Origin of the sequence: Nocardia sp. NPDC056064 (assembly GCF_042266925.1) — a bacterium.
Classification (GTDB): Bacteria; Actinomycetota; Actinomycetes; order Mycobacteriales; family Mycobacteriaceae; genus Nocardia.
The window spans coordinates 2,980,203-2,999,005 of record NZ_JBHJWO010000001.1 but is presented as its reverse complement, the minus strand read 5'-3'; the positions used below and the strand labels follow the sequence as shown (position 1 = coordinate 2,999,005).

Annotated in this window: 19 protein-coding genes; 8 read left to right on the top strand and 11 right to left on the bottom strand. The window is 71.5% G+C overall.

Going from position 1 to position 18,803, the window contains the following annotated elements; genetic code table 11:
- The first annotated feature begins 74 nt into the window (after positions 1-74).
- On the top strand, positions 75-752 hold the full coding sequence (locus tag ACFC06_RS13875; RefSeq protein WP_375930092.1) for a TetR/AcrR family transcriptional regulator: 678 nt from the start codon (positions 75-77) through the stop codon (positions 750-752).
- Between the two features lie 76 nt (positions 753-828).
- Here ACFC06_RS13875 and ACFC06_RS13870 read toward each other — a convergent pair whose 3' ends face one another.
- From ACFC06_RS13870 to ACFC06_RS13845, 6 genes are all read right to left on the bottom strand, one after another.
- Entirely contained in the window at positions 829-1,356 is a 528-nt protein-coding gene (locus ACFC06_RS13870; protein WP_375930091.1) for a hypothetical protein, read from the bottom strand.
- An 85-nt stretch (positions 1,357-1,441) separates the two neighbouring features.
- Positions 1,442-2,242, bottom strand: coding sequence for a family 1 encapsulin nanocompartment shell protein (locus ACFC06_RS13865; RefSeq protein ID WP_375930090.1), 801 nt, complete (start codon positions 2,240-2,242; stop codon positions 1,442-1,444).
- Positions 2,243-3,298, bottom strand: coding sequence for a Dyp-type peroxidase (locus ACFC06_RS13860; RefSeq protein WP_375930089.1), 1,056 nt, complete (start codon positions 3,296-3,298; stop codon positions 2,243-2,245). It abuts the gene before it with no gap.
- A 71-nt stretch (positions 3,299-3,369) separates the two neighbouring features.
- Positions 3,370-3,696: a cupin domain-containing protein gene (locus ACFC06_RS13855; RefSeq protein ID WP_278261402.1), complete on the bottom strand. Its 327-nt coding sequence runs from the start codon at positions 3,694-3,696 to the stop codon at positions 3,370-3,372.
- A gap of 103 nt (positions 3,697-3,799) precedes the next feature.
- Positions 3,800-4,288, bottom strand: a complete 489-nt coding sequence (locus ACFC06_RS13850) for a dihydrofolate reductase (protein WP_375930088.1) — start codon at positions 4,286-4,288, stop codon at positions 3,800-3,802.
- On the bottom strand, positions 4,285-5,088 hold the full coding sequence (locus ACFC06_RS13845) for a thymidylate synthase (RefSeq protein ID WP_375930087.1): 804 nt from the start codon (positions 5,086-5,088) through the stop codon (positions 4,285-4,287). The genes ACFC06_RS13850 and ACFC06_RS13845 overlap by 4 nt, the downstream gene beginning before the upstream one ends.
- 45 nt (positions 5,089-5,133) lie before the next feature.
- Between ACFC06_RS13845 and cobF the strand changes: the two genes are divergently transcribed.
- Together cobF and ACFC06_RS13835 are read left to right on the top strand one after the other, a co-directional pair.
- A complete protein-coding gene (gene cobF / locus ACFC06_RS13840) occupies positions 5,134-5,895 on the top strand; it encodes a precorrin-6A synthase (deacetylating) (protein WP_375930086.1) in 762 nt (253 codons plus the stop codon).
- An 18-nt stretch (positions 5,896-5,913) separates the two neighbouring features.
- On the top strand, positions 5,914-6,783 hold the full coding sequence (locus ACFC06_RS13835) for an Fpg/Nei family DNA glycosylase (protein ID WP_375930085.1): 870 nt from the start codon (positions 5,914-5,916) through the stop codon (positions 6,781-6,783).
- A gap of 3 nt (positions 6,784-6,786) precedes the next feature.
- Here ACFC06_RS13835 and ACFC06_RS13830 read toward each other — a convergent pair whose 3' ends face one another.
- From ACFC06_RS13830 to ACFC06_RS13820, 3 genes are all read right to left on the bottom strand, one after another.
- On the bottom strand, positions 6,787-8,226 hold the full coding sequence (locus ACFC06_RS13830; RefSeq protein ID WP_375930084.1) for a dihydrolipoyl dehydrogenase family protein: 1,440 nt from the start codon (positions 8,224-8,226) through the stop codon (positions 6,787-6,789).
- Positions 8,223-8,468 (bottom strand): DUF2630 family protein, encoded by a 246-nt coding sequence (locus tag ACFC06_RS13825; protein WP_375930083.1) that lies wholly within the window; start codon positions 8,466-8,468, stop codon positions 8,223-8,225. The genes ACFC06_RS13830 and ACFC06_RS13825 overlap by 4 nt, the downstream gene beginning before the upstream one ends.
- Before the next feature lie 71 nt (positions 8,469-8,539).
- A complete protein-coding gene (locus ACFC06_RS13820) occupies positions 8,540-9,931 on the bottom strand; it encodes a PLP-dependent aminotransferase family protein (protein ID WP_375930082.1) in 1,392 nt (463 codons plus the stop codon).
- Positions 9,932-10,010: 79 nt separating this feature from the next.
- On the opposite strand from ACFC06_RS13820, the gene ACFC06_RS13815 reads away from it, so the two are divergent.
- A complete protein-coding gene (locus tag ACFC06_RS13815; protein WP_375930081.1) occupies positions 10,011-10,727 on the top strand; it encodes a pyridoxamine 5'-phosphate oxidase family protein in 717 nt (238 codons plus the stop codon).
- Positions 10,728-10,740: 13 nt separating this feature from the next.
- Here the strand turns inward: ACFC06_RS13815 and ACFC06_RS13810 are convergent, their stop codons facing one another.
- Positions 10,741-12,837: a bifunctional lysylphosphatidylglycerol flippase/synthetase MprF gene (locus tag ACFC06_RS13810; RefSeq protein WP_375930080.1), complete on the bottom strand. Its 2,097-nt coding sequence runs from the start codon at positions 12,835-12,837 to the stop codon at positions 10,741-10,743.
- Between the two features lie 99 nt (positions 12,838-12,936).
- Between ACFC06_RS13810 and ACFC06_RS13805 the strand changes: the two genes are divergently transcribed.
- Positions 12,937-14,235 (top strand): alpha/beta hydrolase, encoded by a 1,299-nt coding sequence (locus ACFC06_RS13805; protein WP_375930079.1) that lies wholly within the window; start codon positions 12,937-12,939, stop codon positions 14,233-14,235.
- A 67-nt stretch (positions 14,236-14,302) separates the two neighbouring features.
- Positions 14,303-14,977, top strand: a complete 675-nt coding sequence (locus ACFC06_RS13800; RefSeq protein ID WP_375930078.1) for a TetR/AcrR family transcriptional regulator — start codon at positions 14,303-14,305, stop codon at positions 14,975-14,977.
- A 67-nt stretch (positions 14,978-15,044) separates the two neighbouring features.
- Here ACFC06_RS13800 and ACFC06_RS13795 read toward each other — a convergent pair whose 3' ends face one another.
- Complete coding sequence (locus ACFC06_RS13795; RefSeq protein ID WP_375930077.1) at positions 15,045-16,415, bottom strand: hypothetical protein; 1,371 nt, start codon at positions 16,413-16,415, stop codon at positions 15,045-15,047.
- Positions 16,416-16,512: 97 nt separating this feature from the next.
- Between ACFC06_RS13795 and ACFC06_RS13790 the strand changes: the two genes are divergently transcribed.
- Positions 16,513-17,118 (top strand): TetR/AcrR family transcriptional regulator, encoded by a 606-nt coding sequence (locus ACFC06_RS13790; RefSeq protein WP_375930076.1) that lies wholly within the window; start codon positions 16,513-16,515, stop codon positions 17,116-17,118.
- A gap of 17 nt (positions 17,119-17,135) precedes the next feature.
- Positions 17,136-18,761 carry an acyl-CoA dehydrogenase family protein gene (locus tag ACFC06_RS13785; protein WP_375930075.1) on the top strand — a complete coding sequence of 542 codons (1,626 nt, stop codon included), beginning with the start codon at positions 17,136-17,138 and terminating at the stop codon, positions 18,759-18,761.
- Positions 18,762-18,803: the final 42 nt, after the last annotated feature.

Below are 18,803 nucleotides of genomic sequence, written 5' to 3'. Positions count from 1 at the left end.
ATTCGACCGCGAGTCATCGGCGCTGGTGAGGTGCCCGCCGCGGCGGCGGTGACAGCCGATGACAGAATCGATCGGTGGCAAACCTCGGTCCCGGGCGTCCCCGGCTGGAACAGCGGCGCAGGCAGGGGACCACGCCGCGCGCGGAGATCCTCGACGCGGCGGCGGAACTGTTCACCACCCACGGCTACGCCAACACCTCGACCAGGGCGGTGGCCGACGCGGTCGGTATCCGGCAGGCCTCGCTGTATCACCACTTCGCCGCCAAGGACGACATCCTCGACGCGCTGCTGGCCGACACCATCGCGGGCCCGGCCGACCTGGTGCGGCGGATGCGCGACGAACCCGAAGACGCCGCGACCAAGCTCTACGCGCTGGCGCTGTTCGACGTGCGGCAGTTACGCACCGCGCGCTGGAATCTCGGCGCGCTGTACCTGCTGCCCGAACTGCGCACCGAGCGATTCGGGGAGTTCCGGCAGCGGCGCGACGAGTTGCGCGCGCACTACGAGCGGCTGGCGTCGGCGGCCGCGTCGGCGGCGCGGATCGCCGATGACGCGCGGATTCTGCCGTTCCGGCTGGTGGAGACGGTGATCGGCATCCGGTCCGACGAGGGGGTGGCGGGGGTCGAGACGGAGTACGTCATCCCGGACGCGATCGTGCGCATCGTCGGGTACGACGGTGATCCGGCGCCGGTGCGTGCGGCAGCCGAGGCTTTGCTCGCCCGGATCGGCGAGATCGGCGCGCAGCCGGACTGAGCACCGATATCGCTGCCGCGGTGGGTGTGGGTCAGCCGGACTGGCGCGCCGGTCGTGGCACCGCGGTGGGTAGGGATCAGCGGGCGGTCGGCGGGGCGATCTGCCAGTGCTCGCTCAGCGCTTCCGCGATCTCGGGTAGCACGGTGATCGGAATGCGCTTGGCGCGCAACAGTTCCCGGATCTCGGTGACCTGTTCCCGCTTGCGCATGTCGTAGGCGCCCGAGACCGGCCCGAGGACCGGCGGGATCGACAGCAGGACCAGTTCGTCGGACGAGCCTCCGTTGAGGTCGAGCGCCAGTGCCCAGCGGGCGTGCTCGTCGAGGGTGAAGCGGCCGCCGACGACGCGCTCCCACGGCACGGTCGCCGCGCGGAACGGGGCACGGACCGAGATCGAGTGCTCGCTCAGCTCCACCACATCACGGGTGAACAGCGCCGCGCCGACGCCGATACCCGCCGCGGCGCCCAGCAGGATCCACGCGAACAGCCGGTTCACCCCGAACATCGCCAGGAACAGCCCGACGACGCCGGTGGCGACCAGCGCGCCGACCAGGCAGTAGAACAGGCTCCGGCTCGCCGGAACGACACCGGCACGTACCGCGGACATGCGACCTCCCTCGTGGCCCGGTTCCGCCTACGACCGGGCCGACCCGATTGTGGCAGAACCGTGCCGCGCGGTCACGGGGCGATGCTCAGGCGTCGAGCGCGACCGCCGCCTCCGCGGTGTTGACCAGGAAGGTGAGGCTCTCCTGGAAGTACAGCTGCACCGTCTCGGCATCGTGGGACAGGTAGCCGATGGACAGGTCCTGGCCGATCCGCAGGTCGAAGTCGCCGCCGCGGGTGGTGAGCACGAAGGCGCCGTCGATGGCCGGTGCCCAGATGATCTCGCCGGAGGGCAGCAGCCGCTCGATGTGCGTGCGGACCGGGTGGCCGTGGTCGGAGGTCTCGCTCACCTCGGTGTACAGGTCGGCGCTGAGCAGCACCGAGTACGGGCCGTCGACACCGGCCAGGCGCAGCTCGGTGAGCGCCTGAGCGATGGCCTCCGGGGTGGCCAGCACATCGCTGGGCACCGCGATCGAGGCATTCGAGGCCGCGGCCCTGATACCGGTGATCTGCGCGGCCGCGTAGCCCTCGAAGATGGCGCGGTCCTCGGCGAAGGCGATCTTCTTGGCCGCGTCCTTCACCGGGTCCAGGTCGGCGTCCTGGGCGCCGCGCTCGATGTCGTCGAGTTCCAGGCGCGACAGCGTGAACGGCACCCGCAGCTCGACCAGCGGCGCCACCAGCCGCTGCCTGGCCTGCACACCGTCGCCCGGGGCCTCGATGGGCGCGGTGCGGCCGAGCCCGACCGAGGAGTACGCGGTGCCGTGCGGACCCGAGACGTCGACCACGCGGCGGCCGGCGATGTGCCGCTTGAAGGTGCGGGTGGCCTCCTCCTCGATGGCCTCCCACGCCTCGCCGCTGATCGGCGCGAGTTCGCGATGCAGGTTGTTCATTCAGATACTCCTTTTCATCGAGCCGATGCCGAGTGAACCGTTCGGTGCCGCCGCGGCGGCGGCATTCGCCTGTTCCACCGGGACGAATTCGGCCAGGGCGTCGTCGGCCGGTTCGGTGGAGACGGACTCGGGTGCGTCGGGCAGTTCGTCGAGGAAATCGACGGTGGGGGTGAAGAACAGGGTGCCGGTGACGGCGAAGGAGAAGTCGAGGATGCGGTCGTAGGCCGCGTCCTCGGTGCCGAGGAACATCCGCTCGAGCATGCGCTCGGTGACGCTCGGGGTGGCCGCGTAGGCGATGTAGTAGGTGCCGAACTCGCCGCTGCCGATGGTGCCGAAGGGCATGTTCGCGCGCAGGATCTGGCGTTCGGTGCCGTCGGGGTCGACCAGGGTGTTCACCGCGACGTGCGAGTTCGGGGGTTTGACGTCGTCGGGCAGTTCGTAGTCGCCGAGCTTGGTGCGCCCGATCACCCGCTCCTGCTCCTCGATGCTCAGCGCGTTCCACTGGTCGAGGGGGTGGGTGTACTTCTGCACGATCACGTAGCTGCCGCCGGTGAAGGCCGGGTCCTCGGAGCCGATGAGCGCGGCGGAGTACGCCGCGCCGCCCTCGGGGTTCTCGGTGCCGTCGACGAAGCCGAGCAGGTCGCGCTGCTCGAAGTAGCGGAAGCCGACGGTCTCGTCGACGATCGTGGCCGCGCCCTGCAGGCGCGCGCCGATCACCATGGCGAGTTCGAAACAGGCGCCCTGGGTTTCGGCCTTGATGTGGAACAGCAGGTCGCCGGGGGTGGCGGGGGCGCTGTGGATCGGGCCGTTGTAGCCGGGGAACTCGTGTAGCTCAACGGGTTTGGGGCCGGTGAACAGGCGGTCCCAGGCCGCCGAGCCGATCGAGGTGATGCAGGACAATCCCTCGCCGGGCACGCGGAAACCGACCGAACGGCGCAAACCGGAGATATCCGACAGCAGCTCGCGCACGGTGGCTTCGCCGCCCTCGTCGATGGTGGCGACGAGGAAGATCGCGGCAGGCGAGAGTGGATCGAGGACCGGTTGTGGCTCACCCATGGCGTCCAGCGTACGGGCCGCTACCGACACCTCCGGTCAGTGCCCGGGTGTGTCAGCCGATTCCGGGCCCGCTACTTGGCGACGGTCAGCAGGAACGCCACGTTGTCGATGGCCTTGACGCTGTGGCGGGCACGCGGCACGACCAGCAGATCGCCCGCCGAGCCCTTCCATTCGTCGGTGCCCGCGATGAGCACCAGAGTGCCGGAGAGAACCTGGATCGTGACATCGCCCGCATTGTCGTGCTCGGCCAGACTCTGGCCCTCGGTGAGGGCTACAACGGTCTGGCGCAGGGCGTGGGTGTGGCCGCCGATGACGGTCTGTGAGCTCCGGCCACTCGTCGAGGTGGCGGCCAGCTTCAACTGCTGGCGGGCCACCGCGGTCAGCGATTTCTTGTCCATGGCAAAGCGCCTTTCGCAGGCTTCTCGCGGGCTGGTATCGAGGAGTATGCCCGACACCCCGCACCCACTCGAGCGTTTTGCCCGGACCGTTAGCCGGAAGTTGTCAGCCGCGGGTGTAGTGACGAATGCGATACCGCAGACCGGTTTTCGAGACCTGCCAGGGGGTGTCGTCGGCGTGCCATTCGGGGGCGATGGCGGGGGCGAAGGCGTCGCCGGGGACGGTGGTGTCGATCTCGGTGACCTGGAGGCGGGTCGCGAACGGGAGTGCGGCGCGGTAGATCTCGCCGCCGCCTGCCACCCAGGTGTCGGTGTCGGCGGTCAAGGCCAGGGCGTCTTCGACGGAGGACGCGCCCTCGGCGCCCTCGGCGGACCAGTCGTCCTGGCGGGTCACCACGATGTTGCGGCGGCCGGTCAACGGGCGGAACGCGGGGGGTAGCGAGTCCCAGGTGCGGCGGCCCATGATCACGGGATGGCCCAGGGTGGTGTTCTTGAAGGCGGCCATGTCCTCGGGGACGCGCCACGGGATGGTGTTGTCGACGCCGATGACGCCGTTGTTCGCCTGGGCCCAGATGAGCCCGATGAAACGGCTCACACCGCCACCGGGGCCTTGATCGGCGGGTGGTGGCGGTAGTCGGACAGTTCGATGTCGTCGTAGGTGTAGTCGAACAGGCTCGTCGCCGGGCGCAGGTGCAGCTGGGGGAACGGGTACGGCTCGCGGGTGAGCTGTTCGCGCACTTGGTCGACGTGGTTGTCGTAGATGTGCACGTCACCGCCGGACCAGATGAACTCACCGGGCTCGAGCTCGGTCTGCTGGGCCACCATCAGGGTGAGCAGCGCGTAGCTGGCGATATTGAACGGCACGCCCAGGAACAGGTCGGCGCTGCGCTGGTAGAGCTGGCACGACAGCTTGCCGTCGGCCACGTAGAACTGGAAGAACGCGTGGCAGGGGGCCAGCGCCATCTTGTCCAGATCGGCGACGTTCCAGGCCGAGACGATCATCCGGCGCGAATCGGGATCGGTGCGCAGGGTGTGCAGGACCTGGGAGATCTGGTCGATGTGGGTGCCGTCGGGGGTGGGCCAGGACCGCCACTGCACGCCGTAGACCGGGCCCAGCTCGCCGTCGGCGTCGGCCCATTCGTCCCAGATGCTCACCCCGTGTTCCCGCAGCCAGGACACATTGGAATCACCGCGCAGGAACCACAGCAGTTCGTAGGCGATGGACTTCATGTGCACCCGCTTGGTGGTGATCAGCGGGAAGCTCGTGGACAGGTCGTAGCGCAGCTGATGCCCGAAGATGCTGCGGGTACCGGTGCCGGTGCGATCGGCTTTGGGGGTGCCGTCCGCGAGCACGTGCCGGAGCAGATCCTCGTACTGCGTATCAGGGGTGGCCACGGCTGCCGAGTCTACGTGCCCGGGCACCTGGCAAGCTCTTCGCGTATGCGCAAGCTCTACGTGATCGGCATCGGCGCGGGGGACCCCGACCAGGTGACGATGCAGGCGGTCAAGGCCATGCGGCGGGCCGAGGCGTTCTTCGTGATCGGTAAGGGGGACCAGAAGCGGGAACTGGTCGAGGTGCGGACCGCGATCCTGGCCGAGCACGTCGAGGGGCCCGCGCGCGTCATCGAGATCGCCGATCCGCCGCGTGACCGCGCGCCCGCGGACTACACCGAGGTGGTGCGTGACTGGCACGAGCGGCGCGCCGAACTGCTCGAAGCGGCCTTCGACCAGGTCGAGGGCACCGGCGCGATCCTGGTGTGGGGTGACCCGGCGCTCTACGACAGCACCCTGCGGATGGTCGAGCACGTGCTGGCGCGCGGGCGCAGCGCCTTCGACTACGAGGTGATCCCGGGTGTGACCAGCGTGGCCGCGCTGGCCGCCCGGCACCGGATGGTGCTGCACCGCATCGGTGAGCCGGTACATGTCACCACCGGGCGGCGGCTGCGCGAGGAGGGGCTGGGCGAGGGGTCGACGGTGGTGATGCTCGACGGTGACTGCTCGTTCACCGAGGTTCCCGGCGACGATGTGCGCATCTGGTGGGGCGCCTACCTGGGCATGCCGGACGAGACCCTGATCGAGGGGCCGCTGCGCGAGGTCGAGAAGGAGATCGTCACCCGGCGCGCGGAGCTACGGGCGGCCAAGGGCTGGATCATGGACATCTATCTGCTGCGCGCCGCCGAGGTCCGTCACGCGGAGTCGTAGCTCGCTAAACTGGCGTCCGTGCCCGAGCTCCCCGAAGTAGAGGCGTTAGCGCAGTTCCTGCGCGACCATGCCGTGGGCGCGGTGGTCGGCCGGGTGGACGTGGCCGCGTTGAGCGCGGTGAAGACCTTCGATCCGCCGGTGACCGCGCTGTCGGGGCGTGATGTGACCGGGGCCGGGCGGTGGGGCAAGTTCCTCGGGATGGACTGCGGTGGCCTGTGGCTGATCACGCACCTGTCGCGCGGGGGCTGGCTGCGGTGGGTGGACGAGCCGAATCCGCTGCCACCCAAGCCGGGCGGTAAATCGCCGCTGGCGCTGCGGGTGCATTTCTTCACGCCCGAGGGCGCGACGCCCGCCATCGATCTGACCGAAGCCGGAACCAAGAAGCGGCTGGCTGTGTACGTCGTCGAGGACCCGCTGCTGGTGCCCGGGATCGCGCGGCTCGGCCCGGACGCGCTGGCCGTCACCGAGGACGAGTTCGCCGCCCTGCTGGCGAGCACCTCGCAGCGGCTCAAGACCGCACTGGTCGACCAGACCCTGCTCGCGGGCATCGGTAACGCCTACTCCGACGAGATCCTGCACACCGCCAAGCTCTCCCCGTTCGCCAATACCAAAACCCTTACAGCGGAGAAGGTTTCGCAGCTCTACACCGCCATGCGTGAGGTGCTGCTCGACGCGGTGCGGCGCTCGACCGGGCAGGACGCGGCCCGGTTGAAGGGCGAGAAACGCTCCGGGATGCGGGTGCACGCGCGCACCGGCGAGAAGTGCCCGGTGTGCGGCGACATCGTGCGCGAGGTGTCCTACGCGGAGCGGTCCTTCCAGTACTGCCCCACCTGCCAGACCGGCGGCAAGATACTCGCCGACCGGCGGATGTCCCGGCTGCTCAAATAGCGCTCAGCGCTGCCGCCACGCCTCCAGCAGCCGCAGCCAGAACTCGCTGACCGTCGGATAGGCGGGCACCGCGTGCCACAGCGTCTCCATCGGGACCCGGCCCAGGATCGCGATGGTGGCCGCGTGCAGCTGCTCGCCCATCTCGGGGCCGACGAAAGTGGCACCGAGCAGCCGGTCCTCGGCGGTGTCGACGACGAGTTTGGCCCGGCCCCGGAAGTCGTCGCGGGCCAGGGCGGTGCCCGCCACCTCGATATCCAGTTCGACGGTGTCCACGGTGTGGCCGCCGGTGCGTGCCTCGTGTTCGGTCAGGCCGACCGAGGCGAGTTCGGGCGCGGTGTAGACGACCTGCGGGACCTGCTGATGGTCGGCGCTCGCGGTGTAGCGGGGGCTGTCCAGGGGCTTGCCCTCGGCGCGGGCGGCGATCACGTCACCGCACACCCTGGCCTGGTATTTGCCCATATGGGTCAGGGCCGCACGATGATTCACGTCGCCGACGGCGTAGAGCCAGTCGCCGGGGACACCGCGCGCGGTCAGGTGGTCGTCGACCTCGACGTAGCCGGGCCGCAGGCCGACGGTGTCGAGCCCGAGACCGTCGGTGGCGGGGGCGCGGCCGGTGGCGACGACGAGTTCGTCGACCTCGAGTTCGCCGTCGTCGAGGACCACGGTGACCGGGCCGCCGTGGATCCGGCCCACCCCGGTGTCGACCGGGTCGCGGCGCGAGACCAGATGCGGTTCGGTGTGCAGGCGCACCGTCACCACACCCGTGTCGCGCAGCCCGCGCAGGATCAGTTCCGAGGCGAACGGTTCGGCGCGCGGCAGCAGCCGGTCACCGCGCACCAGCAGGGTCACCTCCTGGGCACCCAGTTCGGCCATCCAGGTGGCGGCCTCGCAGGCCACCACGCCGCCGCCGATGACGGCGACCCGGCGCGGGACGACGGCCATCGCGGTGGCGTCGCGGGAGGTCCACGGCAGGGCCTCGCGCAGGCCGGCGATGTCGGGGATCAGCGCGGTGGTTCCGGTGGCCACCACCACGGCGTGGCGGGCACGCAGCACGTGCGTGCCCTCGGCGGTGACGACTTCGACCGTGCGCTCACCGGCCAGCCTGCCGGTGCCGCGGATCGGCTCGATCCGGGCCGATTTCGCCCAGTCGACCTGGGATTCGTCGTCGTAGTCGTGGACGAAGGAATCGCGGCGGGCCAGCACGTCGGCGACCTGCGGGCCGCCGGCGGTGACCCCGGGCATCTCCTGAGCCAGCCGCAGCACCGCGCCCGGCCGCAGCAGGGCCTTGCTGGGCATACACGCCCAATAGCTGCATTCGCCGCCGAAGAGCTGGTGCTCGATCAGCGCGGCGGTGCGGTCGCTGCCCGCGATGGCGTAGGCGGCGGCGTTCTCACCGGCCGGTCCGGCGCCCAGGACGATGACGTCGTAGTCGGCGTCGGTCACTGCAGATAGCCCTCGACCTCACCGGCCGGACGCACCGCGGTGTCGTCGGGGGATTCGGCGGCGTCGACCCGGGCGCGCCGCTGACGCAGCAGGTCCCAGGCCTGGTCCAGCATCACCTCGAGCTGGGCGAGCTGCTGACGTTCGGCGACCGGGTCGATCGCGCCGGCGGCGACCTTGGACCGCAGGTCGTGCTCGTCGTCGACCAGCTGCTTGATGCGCGCCAGGATGTCTTGTTCGGTCATGTGCTCACCACTTCGATGCTCGGAGGGGTAGTACGGGCGAACAGTGACCCGCGCGGGGTCTGGCGTCCATGCTACGACCGCGCCGGGTCGGCGCGCTGCGCCGCGGCGAGGCAGTCGGCGGCGATCGGCACGGCCTGTGCCAGGTCGTCGGCGCGCAGCGCGGTGTAGCCGAGGGCGACGCCGAAGCGGTGCTCGGCGGCGAGATGGTGGCGGGCGAGGCCGTCGAGCAGCACGCCGCGCGCGCGGGCGTATTCGACGGCGCGTCGTTCGGCGGTGGCGTCGGCGAGTTCGACCACCAGGTGCGAGCCCGCGTCGTCGCCGACCACCGGCAGCGCGTGGCGGGTGAGCGCGTCGACGACGAGAGCCCGTCGTGGCGGGACCACGCGGCGCAGCCTGCGCAGGTGCCGGGCGAGGTCGCCGTGCCGGGCGAAGGCGCTGAGCACCCGCTGACCCGCCGGGCTCGGTGCGGTGCCGGTGCGCGTGCGGTGGGCCAGCACCGCCTCGGTGATCTCGGGGCGGGCGACCAGCCAGCCCACACCGAGCGTGGTGGCGACGATCTTGCTGGTGGTGCCGAGATGCACCACCACGTCCGGCGCCATCGCCGCCAGCAGCGGGAGCGGGGCGGTGTCGTAACGCAATTCGCCGTCGTAGTCGTCCTCGATGACGAAGATGCCGGCCGCCCTGGCGAATTCGATGAGCTCGACACGGCGTGCCGCGGGCATCCTGGCGCCGAGTGGGAACTGGTGTGCCGGTGTGCAATACACGGCACGGACGCCGTCGGGAATCCGGTCGACGCGCAGGCCGTCACCGTCGACGGGCACCGCGACGACCTCGATTCCCGCGGCCCGCAACGCCCCGACCGCGCGCTGGTAGCCGGGGTCCTCCATGGCCACCCGGTCACCCGGTCGCAGCAGGGCGGTGGCGAGCTCACCCACCGCCGCGCTGGTTCCGGCCGTGGCCAGCACCACCGAGGTGGTGCCCGCGGCCAGGCCGCGATGCCGCAGCAGGTGTTCGGCGACGGCGGTCCGGAACGCCGGTTCGCCCGCGCGGTCCTTGCGGGGTTCGTCGGGAGCGTCACCGGCGGCGCGCCAGGCCCGGCGCCAGGCCGCCGGGTCCAGGGCCTCGAGACAGGGCGCGCCGGGGCCGAGGTCGAGCAGGCCGGACTCGGGGGCGGCGTGCTCGGCCGGATCGGCGCCGGGCGGCGCGGCGGCGGGCGCGGTGCTGAGGTAGGTGCCCGAGCCGCGCCGCCCGGTGAGCCAGCCCTCGGCGTGCAGCTGGTCGTAGGCGGCGGCGACCACGGCCCGGCTGACGCCGAGCTGCGCGGCCAGCGCCCGCGAGGACGGCAGCCGGTCGTGCACGCGCAACATGCCGCCGGTCGCGGCGGCGCGCAGGGCGTCGGCGACCTGCACCGACAGGGGTTCGGCCGCGGTGCGGTCCAGCGGGATGGGGAGTTCGTCGAGCATCGTCCACCTCGAATTGGCCTGTCGGAATTCTCGCGAATTGGATCTACACGCGGTCCACTTCGTCGGCGAAGCTCATCCTATGACCACGCACGACGATCTTCGCCCCGCCCTCTCGCCGACCCCGCGCAGTACCCTGACCCGCTCGAAGGAACGCGGCGTCACGGACCGGGCCGCCCTGGACGCGGTGCTCGACGCGGGACTGGTCTGCCATCTCGGGGTGCTGCTCGGTGGCTCGCCGGTGGTGCTGCCGACCGCTTACGGCCGGGTCGGCGACACGCTGTACCTGCACGGGTCCACCGGCGCGGGCAATCTGCGCGCGGCGAGCGGCACCGAGATCTCGGTGGCGGTGACCCATGTCGACGGGGTGGTGTACGCGCGCTCGGCCATGCACTTCTCGATGAACTACCGGTCGGCGGTGATCCGCGGTCGGGCGATGCTGGTGACCGACGAGGACGAGCGGGTCCGGGCGCTGCGGGCGATCGTGGAACACGCCGCGCCGGGGTCGTGGGATCGGGTGCGGCCGCCGAATCGCAAGGAGATGGCGGCGACGATGGTGCTCGCGCTCGACCTCACCGAGGCGTCGGTGAAGGTGCGCGTCGGCGGGCCCAACGACGACGCGGAGGACATCGCCACGGGTGGGGTGTGGGCGGGAGTCGTTCCACTGCACCAGGTCTGGGGCGAAGCCGTGCCCGCGGCGAACCTGGAACCGGGTGTCGCGGTGCCCGCCGAGGTCACGGCGCGAGTCGACGGTCGAGCGCCGCTCGGCGAGGCCGCGCACGCGGTGTCGGTTCGGTGAGAGCGCGTGGCGCTCAGCGCGAGCCGAGCGCCATCAGGTCCTTGGCCGACGCCTCCGGCAAGTACGCCCGGGTGAGCGCGATCCCGATGCGCGGCAGGTCGGCCTCGTCGCGATAGCACAGGTAGACCGGTTCGTGGCGCGGCTGGAACTTGGCCTTGAACGCGTGCAGCGACCGGAAACCGTAGTACGGCTCCATGGCGGCGCCGAGCCCTTCGAGCAGACGGTCGATGGGTTCGGCGTCGCCGTTCGTGGCGCTGCGGGCCAGCGGTGCGCCCGAGAGCGAGATGATCTCGGCGCCTTCCTCTTTGAAGGTCTGGGCGGCCGAGGCGATCAGGAACTCGATCACCGGGCGGAAGCCGCCGGGCCGCCTGCGCATCACGTCCAGGGTCCAGCCGCGGATCTCACCACCCGCCGCGTGGACGGGCAGCCACGAGGTCACCCCGTGCACGCTGCCCTCGGCATCGATGGCCAGGCCCACCCGGACCGCCGGATCGAGTGCTTCCTCGACGCCGCCGAGCGTGAAACCCATTTCCGGCAGCCCTTTCTCGCCGACCCACTCCTCGGAGATCGCGCGCACCTGGGCGAGGACGGCGAAGGGCTCCTCGGCGAGATGGACCAGGCGGAAGGTGATGCCCTCCTTGGTCGCCTTGTTGATGGCCGAGCGGATGTCCTGCCACGCTTTGCCTTTGAACTCGAGCCGCGGCAGGTCCACGAGGGTGTCCTCGGCGATCTGTGTACTGCGCCAGCCGAGTTCGCCCGCCAGCTCGGCCACCGCGCCGGTGGTGGAGAACAGGCACGGCACCAGGCCGTCGGACTCGCACCGGTCGGTGAAGCGGGCCAGGGTGTCGGGCAGCAGTTCGGGCGGGCCGATCGGGTCGGTGAGCGCGATGACCGTGCCGGCGTGGCGCTGGTAGGCGACGCAGCGTTCGCCGTCGTCGGCGAACCAGTACTTGTTCTCCGGCCAGGTGGTCATCCAGGACATGGTGCCGCCGCCGTAGCGGGCGAGCAGTTCGCGCACCGCGGTGCCGGGGTCGATGCCGGAGAAGGCGCCCTCGGTGATCTTGCGCCGGGCGGGCACCCGGAACGCCCCGCGGCCGCCGTAGAGCAGGGCCAGTTCGCCCGCCCACAGCAGCGCGGTGCCGACGGTGACCGCGCCGGTGGTGGCGTAGTCCACGCCCATGGCCACGCCGAGCAGGACCAGCGTGAGCACCACGTGCAGGGTGCCGTAGCCGACGGTGACCCACCAGGCCCAGCGGTGGCCCTTGCGCAGCTGATCGGCCACGACCGCGATCACCGCGACCGTGAGCAGCGTGCTCCAGCCGGAGCCGCGTTCGTCGTCGGTGGGGCCGAGCAGCGTCTCGCTGGGGAAGAAATACACCGTCACCGAGACCGCGGCGATCACCAGCAGCCCGACGAAGGCGAGCATCCGCACCTCGCGGCGGGTCCGCGGCCAGAAACCGTGCTCGGTGCGGCTGAAGAACTTCTCACCCAGCGGCAGCCAGGCCAACATCGCGATCAGGTGCATCAGATCGGCGAAGGTCGACTCGAACAGGAAGGTGATCGCCACATAGGCCACCAGCGCGGCCCGCAACCGCAACCGCCACGGCGAGCGCAGGCTCGCCGAGACCGCGGCCAGCGCCGCGATCGCCGCCGTGGTGAAGCCGACATCGCGCACCTCGGCCAGCCGGTCGGCCCAGGCCAGATGGGTGTGGGCGAGCAGCCCGACGGTCACCGCGGCGCCGAGGACACCGATCAGCTGACCGGTCAGGCAGACCAGCGCGGTGCGCGCGGTCCCCAGCCGCGTTTCGGTCCAGCCGACCGCCGCCGCGAAGAACACCGCCATCATCAGGTATTGCAGCGGTGTCAGGCCGAAGGACCAGCCCGAGACCGGCGTCCACCACTTGCCCTCCTCCAGCGGGAGCCAGCCGTAGGCGATGTCGGCGTACCAGGAGCGCGCGTCGAGCCGATGCCAGAGGCCGCCGCTCACCAGGCCCAGCACCGCGACCAGCACCAGGAAGCCGGTGGTGAACGGCGCCCGGCGCAGCACCGCGCCGACGGTGGCGAGCGGGCGTGGCGAGGGCTGGTCGGCGGCGGTCGCGTTCTCGTCCATCGATCCACCCTTTGCTGCGAGTGCGCCGCACGGGCGCGGTGAAGTCGTCTGTGTACGGTACGTCCATCGAGAGCGATCGGGCATCAGTGGAGGTCAGCGATGGCGAAATTCACCGATCTGTCATTGCTCACCGGGTGGCTTCCGGTGACGTCGACCGTTCTCGGCGTGTTTGCCGGGATGTGGCTGCTGTTCCCCCGGTCGCGCCGGTATGTGACCGTCGCGGTGCCGATCGTGCTGCTCGCCGCGGCGGTACTCACGGCCGCGCTGTATCTGATCGTCGAGGAACTGTGGCGGCCGTTCCCGGACCCGATCGCGGTGTCGGTGTATGTGCTGATCGGGATCGCGATCGCCGCGGTGCTGTTCGTGGTGCCCCGGATCATGGTGCGCCGCACGGTCGTCACCGCGCTGGTGACGGTGCTCGCCGCCGCGCTGGTGCTGGTGGCGGTCGGGGTGCGGGTCAACCTGGAGTACGAGTCGTATCCGACGGTGGGTTCGGTGTTCGGGGCCGACGAGGTGACGCGGATCGACGCGAGCGAGTTGACCAGGGCCGCGCGGGTGGTCTCCGGCCGACCGCTGACCTCGGTGTGGACGGCGCCCGCCGGGCTGCCCGACAGCGGCCGGGTCTTCACCGCGGCCATCCCGCCGACCGCGTCCGGCTTCGGTGCCCGCGAGGCCGAGATCTACCTTCCACCGGCCTATTTCGCCGACCCGCGCCCGCTGCTGCCGGTGCTGGTGCTGCTCGCCGGGGAGCCGGGCGCGCCCGAGGACTGGATCGTCGGCGGGCAGCTGGTGCGCACCATGGACGCGTTCGCCCGCGCGCACGGCGGGCTCGCGCCGGTGGTGGTCGTCGCCGACGGCACCGGCGGTCAGCTCGCCGACCCGCTGTGCCTGGACTCCCGGCTCGGCAACGCCGCCACATACCTGGCCGTCGACGTGCCCGCCTGGACGCGCGACACCCTCCAGATCGATCCCGATCCGCGCGCCTGGGCGGTCGGCGGCCTGTCCTACGGCGGCACCTGCGCCCTGCAACTGGCGACCAACTTCCCGCAGGTGTACCCGACCTTCCTCGATTTCTCCGGCCAGGACGAGCCGACCCTCGGCACCCGACAGCGCACGGTCGACGCGGCCTTCGGTGGTGACGCCGAGGCGTTCGTGCGGGTCAACCCTCTCGATCTGCTGCACACGCGCACCTACCCGGATTCCGCCGGTGCGTTCGTGGTCGGCGCCGACGACGACATCTACCGCCCGCAGGTCGAGCGCATGTACGAGGCCGCGAAGGCCGCCGGGATGGACGTGCACCTCGAACTCGTGCCCGGCGGGCACAGTTTCGGGGTCTGGGCGCGGGGCCTGCGCGACCAGCTCCCGTGGCTGGCGACCCGGCTCGGCATCACCCCGTGACCGCCCGGCGACACGCGGGACACCGAACGCGGGTGTGCCGTGAGCGCGGATCAGTACAGTCCGTCGCATGACGGAGGCGAGGCAGGCGCGGCCGACGCGGCGCTCGTTCACCGAGGAACAGGTCGTCGACACCGCGCTGGCGCTGCTGGACGAGGGCGGGCCCCGGGCGCTGTCCATCCGCGCGGTGGCCGGGCGGCTCGGCGTCAACCCGAACGCGGTCTACACCTATGTCGCCAGCCGCGACGCGCTCGAGCGGGCGGTGATCGACCGGGTCCTCGCGGCGGTGCCGCTCGGCCCGCTCGGTGACGCGGGCGTCGAGTGGACCGCCGCGGTCATCCAGTTCGCCCTCGGCCTGCGCGACCAGCTGCTCGACCATCCCGCGGTGGCCTCGCTGATGATGTCGGGGCCGATGGACGGACCGGCGGCGCTGGATGTCGGTGAGGCGCTGTTCGGCTGCCTCGCCCGGGGCGGGCTGCCGCTGACGACGCGGGCGCACGGGGTGTACGCGGTGATCGTGCAGGTGCTCGGCGCGGTGGCCCTGGAAGTCGCGACCACCGACGGAAAGCCGCCGCTCGCACCGGAATCCGAGCGGATCGCGCAGCGGCGGGCCACCCTGTCCGGACTGGACTCGCGGCGCTGGCCGCGCACCGCCGCGCATCTGGACGAGATCGCGGCCTGGAACTCGGTGGATCAGTTCGTCTGGGGATTGCGTGCGCTGCTCACCGGGATGACGGCGGGCTGACGTTTCGGCTCGCCGATCGCCCGGTGGCGTCATGGCCGATGCGCATCGGCTGATCTGCTCCGGTGAATCACCACGGGCGGGGGACCAAGCCGGTCGACCGGCAGGCGCGAGTGATCGCGGCGTCGAGGGTTTCGCCGTGGGGGGAGAGGCTGACCAGGGCGAGAGTGTAGGTGTCGCCGAGGCGGGAGAGGTAGCCGGAGAGCTGGGTGCGGGGAAAGTCGCGGAGGCCGGGGTGGACGGCGCGGGCGGCGACGCGGTCGCAGTGGTGAGGGCCCACGGTGCGCAGGGTGTCGGGCAGGGTTCCGATATTGGAGCACAGGATGTCTCGTTCGCCCGCGCCCTTGCTCAGGGCGTAGGCCCAGCGGTCGGGGATCACCTGGAGGATCTCCTCGGGGAGTCCGGCGGGGCTGGTCATCCGGCGCTGATAGGAGGTGCGGGCCTTGTCCCGGAGGGTCGCCGGGGTGTCGGCGCGGACGATATCGATCTCGGTGACGGCGAGGTCGTTGTCGACGCGGGGTTCGTCGCGGGTGTCGACCGGGAGGCTGGCGCTGATCACCCGCTGCGGGAAACCGTTCTCCCACAGGATGTTCGCGACGAGATGGATGAACAGGCTGTTCGGTGTGCCGTCGGTGTCGGCGGCGGCGGTGTCCCATGCGGTCGCGTCGAAGGTGAGCAGGGTGCTGTGGACTGTCCGGCCCGGTGTGCGGCCGGGGGTGGTGGTCGCGGGTGGGGTGGGGATGCCGCGGCGCAGGGCGCGGGCGGTGCCGGTGAGGATCGTCGACCACTGCGACCAGGCATCGGCCCAGTCGGAGCGGGTCCGACCGCGCGGTGCGCCCACGGGCCGGTCTGCCGGTCCGGGCGACGCGGGCCGGGGCGCCGGTGTGATCGCGGGGTTCGGGCCGAGATCGCGGCCGGTCCGGGCGGAGGCGTCGCGGGGCGAGCCGCCGTTCGCGTCGAGGTGGGTCCGGGGAGAGTCGCCGTTCGCGGCGAGGTGGGCGAGGGCGGTGGCGACGGCGTGGATGAGGCCGCGGGCGTCGGCGAGGGCGTGCGAGCAGGTCAGGGCCACGACGGTGCCGCCGTCTCGGAGGGCTGCGGCCGAGAGGCGCCAGCCGGGGCCGTACCCGGGGTCCAGGCCGGTGCCGAGGGTGTCGGCCCAGGGCAGGATCGCGTCCTCGGCGAGCGGGGTATCGGCCGGGATGGCGTGCAGGTCGAGGGGGTGGGCGCGGGTGTTCGGTTGCCAGGCGCGGCGGGCGCCCGGGACGCGGGGGCGGACGACGCGGCGGCCGAGTGGACCGGTGCGCAGCTGGTCGTGGATGGCGTGGAGGAGGGCGGGGTCCATCGGGTCGGGGACGCGCCAGAGACCCTGGAGGGCGATGGGGGTGCCCAGGCCGCGGTGGGTGCGCAGGAAGATCTCGTCGACGACGGTGAGCCGGTCCATCAGCGGCGGGCCTGGTCGGGGCGCATGGATCGACCCTACGACACCGGGTGCCGCCGACCCCTTGCGTGAAGCAGTGAATCAGTGGTTCACTTCTTCCATGGTGTACCGCAGGACCCCCGCCGTCCAGGCCCGGCTCGACGCGCAACGCGCGCTGATCGTGCAGGCCGCCACCCGGGTGCTCTCGCGCGACGGGTTCGCCGGTCTCTCGATGGCGGCGGTCGCCGCGGAGGCGGGCATCGCCACCGGCACCGTCTACAAGCAGTTCGAGAACAAGGCCGAGCTGGTGGCCGCGGTGTTCGAGACCGTGGTGGCCCGCGAGGTCGACGCGGTGCGCGCCGCGGTGGCCCAGGGCGAGGTGCTGGCGCGGGTGAGCGCGGCGGTGGAGACCTTCGCCGGGCGCGCGCTGAAGAACCCGAAGCTGGCCTATGTGCTGCTGGCCGAGCCGGTCGACCCCGCCGTCGACGCCCAGCGCCTGGAGTTCCGCCGCGCCTTCACCGCGGCGTTCGAGAACGCCATCACCCTCGGTGTCGCCGAAGGGCAGCTGCCGCCACAGGATTCGCATCTGAGCGCGGCCGCGCTGGTCGGTGCGATCGGCGAGGTGCTGGTCGGCCCGCTGGCCGAGGCGCCGCGCGCGGAAACCGTCATCCCCGAATTGGTTGCTTTCGCCGTGCGCGCACTGGGCGCGCGGCCGGAATCGTTGTAGGCGAAGGAGAGTCGGCCGTGTCGACCCATGAAGTGTTCAATCAGGTGCCCCCGCTCGTCCCCTTCGACGCCGCGCGCAACCCCGCGCTGATCGAGGGCCTGCACCGCGAGGGCGCGGGCTGGGCCGAGGCCGAGGTGCGTGAGCTCGGCGTGCTCGCCGGCGCGGTCGCCGCGCAGGAGTGGGGCAGGCTCGCCAACGAGTACCCGCCGGTGCTGCACACCCACGATCGGTGGGGTCATCGCGTCGACGAGGTCGAATTCCACCCGCACTGGCACGATCTGATGGATGTCGCGGTGCGGCACGGGCTGCACGGCTCGCCCTGGCTCGACGACCGCCCCGGCGCGCACACCGCCCGCGCGGCCAAGTTCTACACCTGGGGCGCCGCCGAAGCGGGCCACATGTGCCCGATCTCGATGACCTACGCCGTGGTCCCCGCGCTGCGCCACAACCCCGAACTCGCCGCGCGCTACGAACCGCTGCTCGGTTCGCGCACCTACGATTTCGGGCTGCGCGAACCGTCCACCAAGGCGGGGCTCATCGCGGGCATGTCGATGACGGAGAAGCAGGGCGGCTCCGACGTGCGGGCCAACACCACCACCGCCACCCCGCGGCCCGACGGCTCGTACCGCGTGGTCGGGCACAAATGGTTCACCTCCGCGCCCATGTCCGACATGTTCCTCACCCTGGCCCAGGCGCCCGGCGGCCTGTCGTGTTTCCTGCTGCCGCGCGTGCTGCCCGACGGAACCCGCAACCCGATCCGCATCCAGCGCCTCAAGGACAAGCTGGGCAACAAGTCCAACGCGTCCTCCGAGATCGAGTACGAGAACGCCACCGGCTGGCTGGTCGGCGCCGAGGGCGCCGGCGTGAAGACCATCATCGAGATGGTCAACATGACCCGCCTCGACTGTGTGATCGGCTCGGCCACCGGGATGCGGATGGGTGCCGTGGCCGCCGTGCACCACGCGCGTCACCGGAAGGCGTTCGGCGCGAAGCTGATCGACCAGCCCGCCATGCGTAATGTGCTGGCCGACCTGGTGATCGAATCCGACGCGGCCACCACGGTGATGATGCGCCTGGCCGGTGCCACCGACCGCGCGGGCAGCGATCCGGCCGAGGCCGCGCTGCGCCGGATCGCGCTGGCCATCACCAAGTACTGGGTGTGCAAGCGTGCCCCCGCCCACGCCGCCGAAGCGCTGGAATGCCTGGGCGGCAACGGCTATGCCGAGGAATCGGGGATGCCGCGGCTCTACCGCGAGGCGCCGCTGATGTCGATCTGGGAGGGCTCGGGCAATGTGGCGGCGCTGGACGCGTTGCGCGCCATGGGCCGTCAGCCGGAGACGGTCGAGGCGTACTTCGCCGAGGTCGGCCTGGCCCGTGGCGCCGACCCGCGCCTCGACGACGCCATCGACCGCGTCGGCAAGGAACTCACCGACCTGTCCGACATCGAGTACCGCGCCCGCCGCGTCGTGGAACTCATGGCCCTGGTCCTGCAGGGCGCCCAACTCGTCCGCCACGGCCACCCCGCCGTCGCCGACGCCTTCTGCGCCACCCGCCTCGGCGCCGACTGGGGCATCGCCTTCGGCACCCTCCCCGTCGGCACGAACACCACCCCCATCATCGAACGCGCCTTCGTGGAGTTGTAGACGCCACACCCCCTTTCGCGCTCTGTGGGTCGTCACTGCTCG

Excerpts from the sequence above, each read along its gene's own strand:
- ACFC06_RS13870 (WP_375930091.1), bottom strand. The coding sequence starts at position 1,356 with ATGTCCGCGGTACGTGCCGGTGTCGTTCCGGCGAGCCGGAGCCTGTTC.
- ACFC06_RS13865 (WP_375930090.1), bottom strand. The coding sequence starts at position 2,242 with ATGAACAACCTGCATCGCGAACTCGCGCCGATCAGCGGCGAGGCGTGG.
- ACFC06_RS13860 (WP_375930089.1), bottom strand. The coding sequence starts at position 3,298 with ATGGGTGAGCCACAACCGGTCCTCGATCCACTCTCGCCTGCCGCGATC.
- ACFC06_RS13855 (WP_278261402.1), bottom strand. The coding sequence starts at position 3,696 with ATGGACAAGAAATCGCTGACCGCGGTGGCCCGCCAGCAGTTGAAGCTG.
- cobF (WP_375930086.1), top strand. The coding sequence starts at position 5,134 with ATGCGCAAGCTCTACGTGATCGGCATCGGCGCGGGGGACCCCGACCAG.
- ACFC06_RS13825 (WP_375930083.1), bottom strand. The coding sequence starts at position 8,468 with ATGACCGAACAAGACATCCTGGCGCGCATCAAGCAGCTGGTCGACGAC.
- ACFC06_RS13820 (WP_375930082.1), bottom strand. The coding sequence starts at position 9,931 with ATGCTCGACGAACTCCCCATCCCGCTGGACCGCACCGCGGCCGAACCC.
- ACFC06_RS13815 (WP_375930081.1), top strand. The coding sequence starts at position 10,011 with ATGACCACGCACGACGATCTTCGCCCCGCCCTCTCGCCGACCCCGCGC.
- ACFC06_RS13810 (WP_375930080.1), bottom strand. The coding sequence starts at position 12,837 with ATGGACGAGAACGCGACCGCCGCCGACCAGCCCTCGCCACGCCCGCTC.
- ACFC06_RS13805 (WP_375930079.1), top strand. The coding sequence starts at position 12,937 with ATGGCGAAATTCACCGATCTGTCATTGCTCACCGGGTGGCTTCCGGTG.
- ACFC06_RS13800 (WP_375930078.1), top strand. The coding sequence starts at position 14,303 with ATGACGGAGGCGAGGCAGGCGCGGCCGACGCGGCGCTCGTTCACCGAG.
- ACFC06_RS13795 (WP_375930077.1), bottom strand. The coding sequence starts at position 16,415 with ATGGACCGGCTCACCGTCGTCGACGAGATCTTCCTGCGCACCCACCGC.
- ACFC06_RS13790 (WP_375930076.1), top strand. The coding sequence starts at position 16,513 with ATGGTGTACCGCAGGACCCCCGCCGTCCAGGCCCGGCTCGACGCGCAA.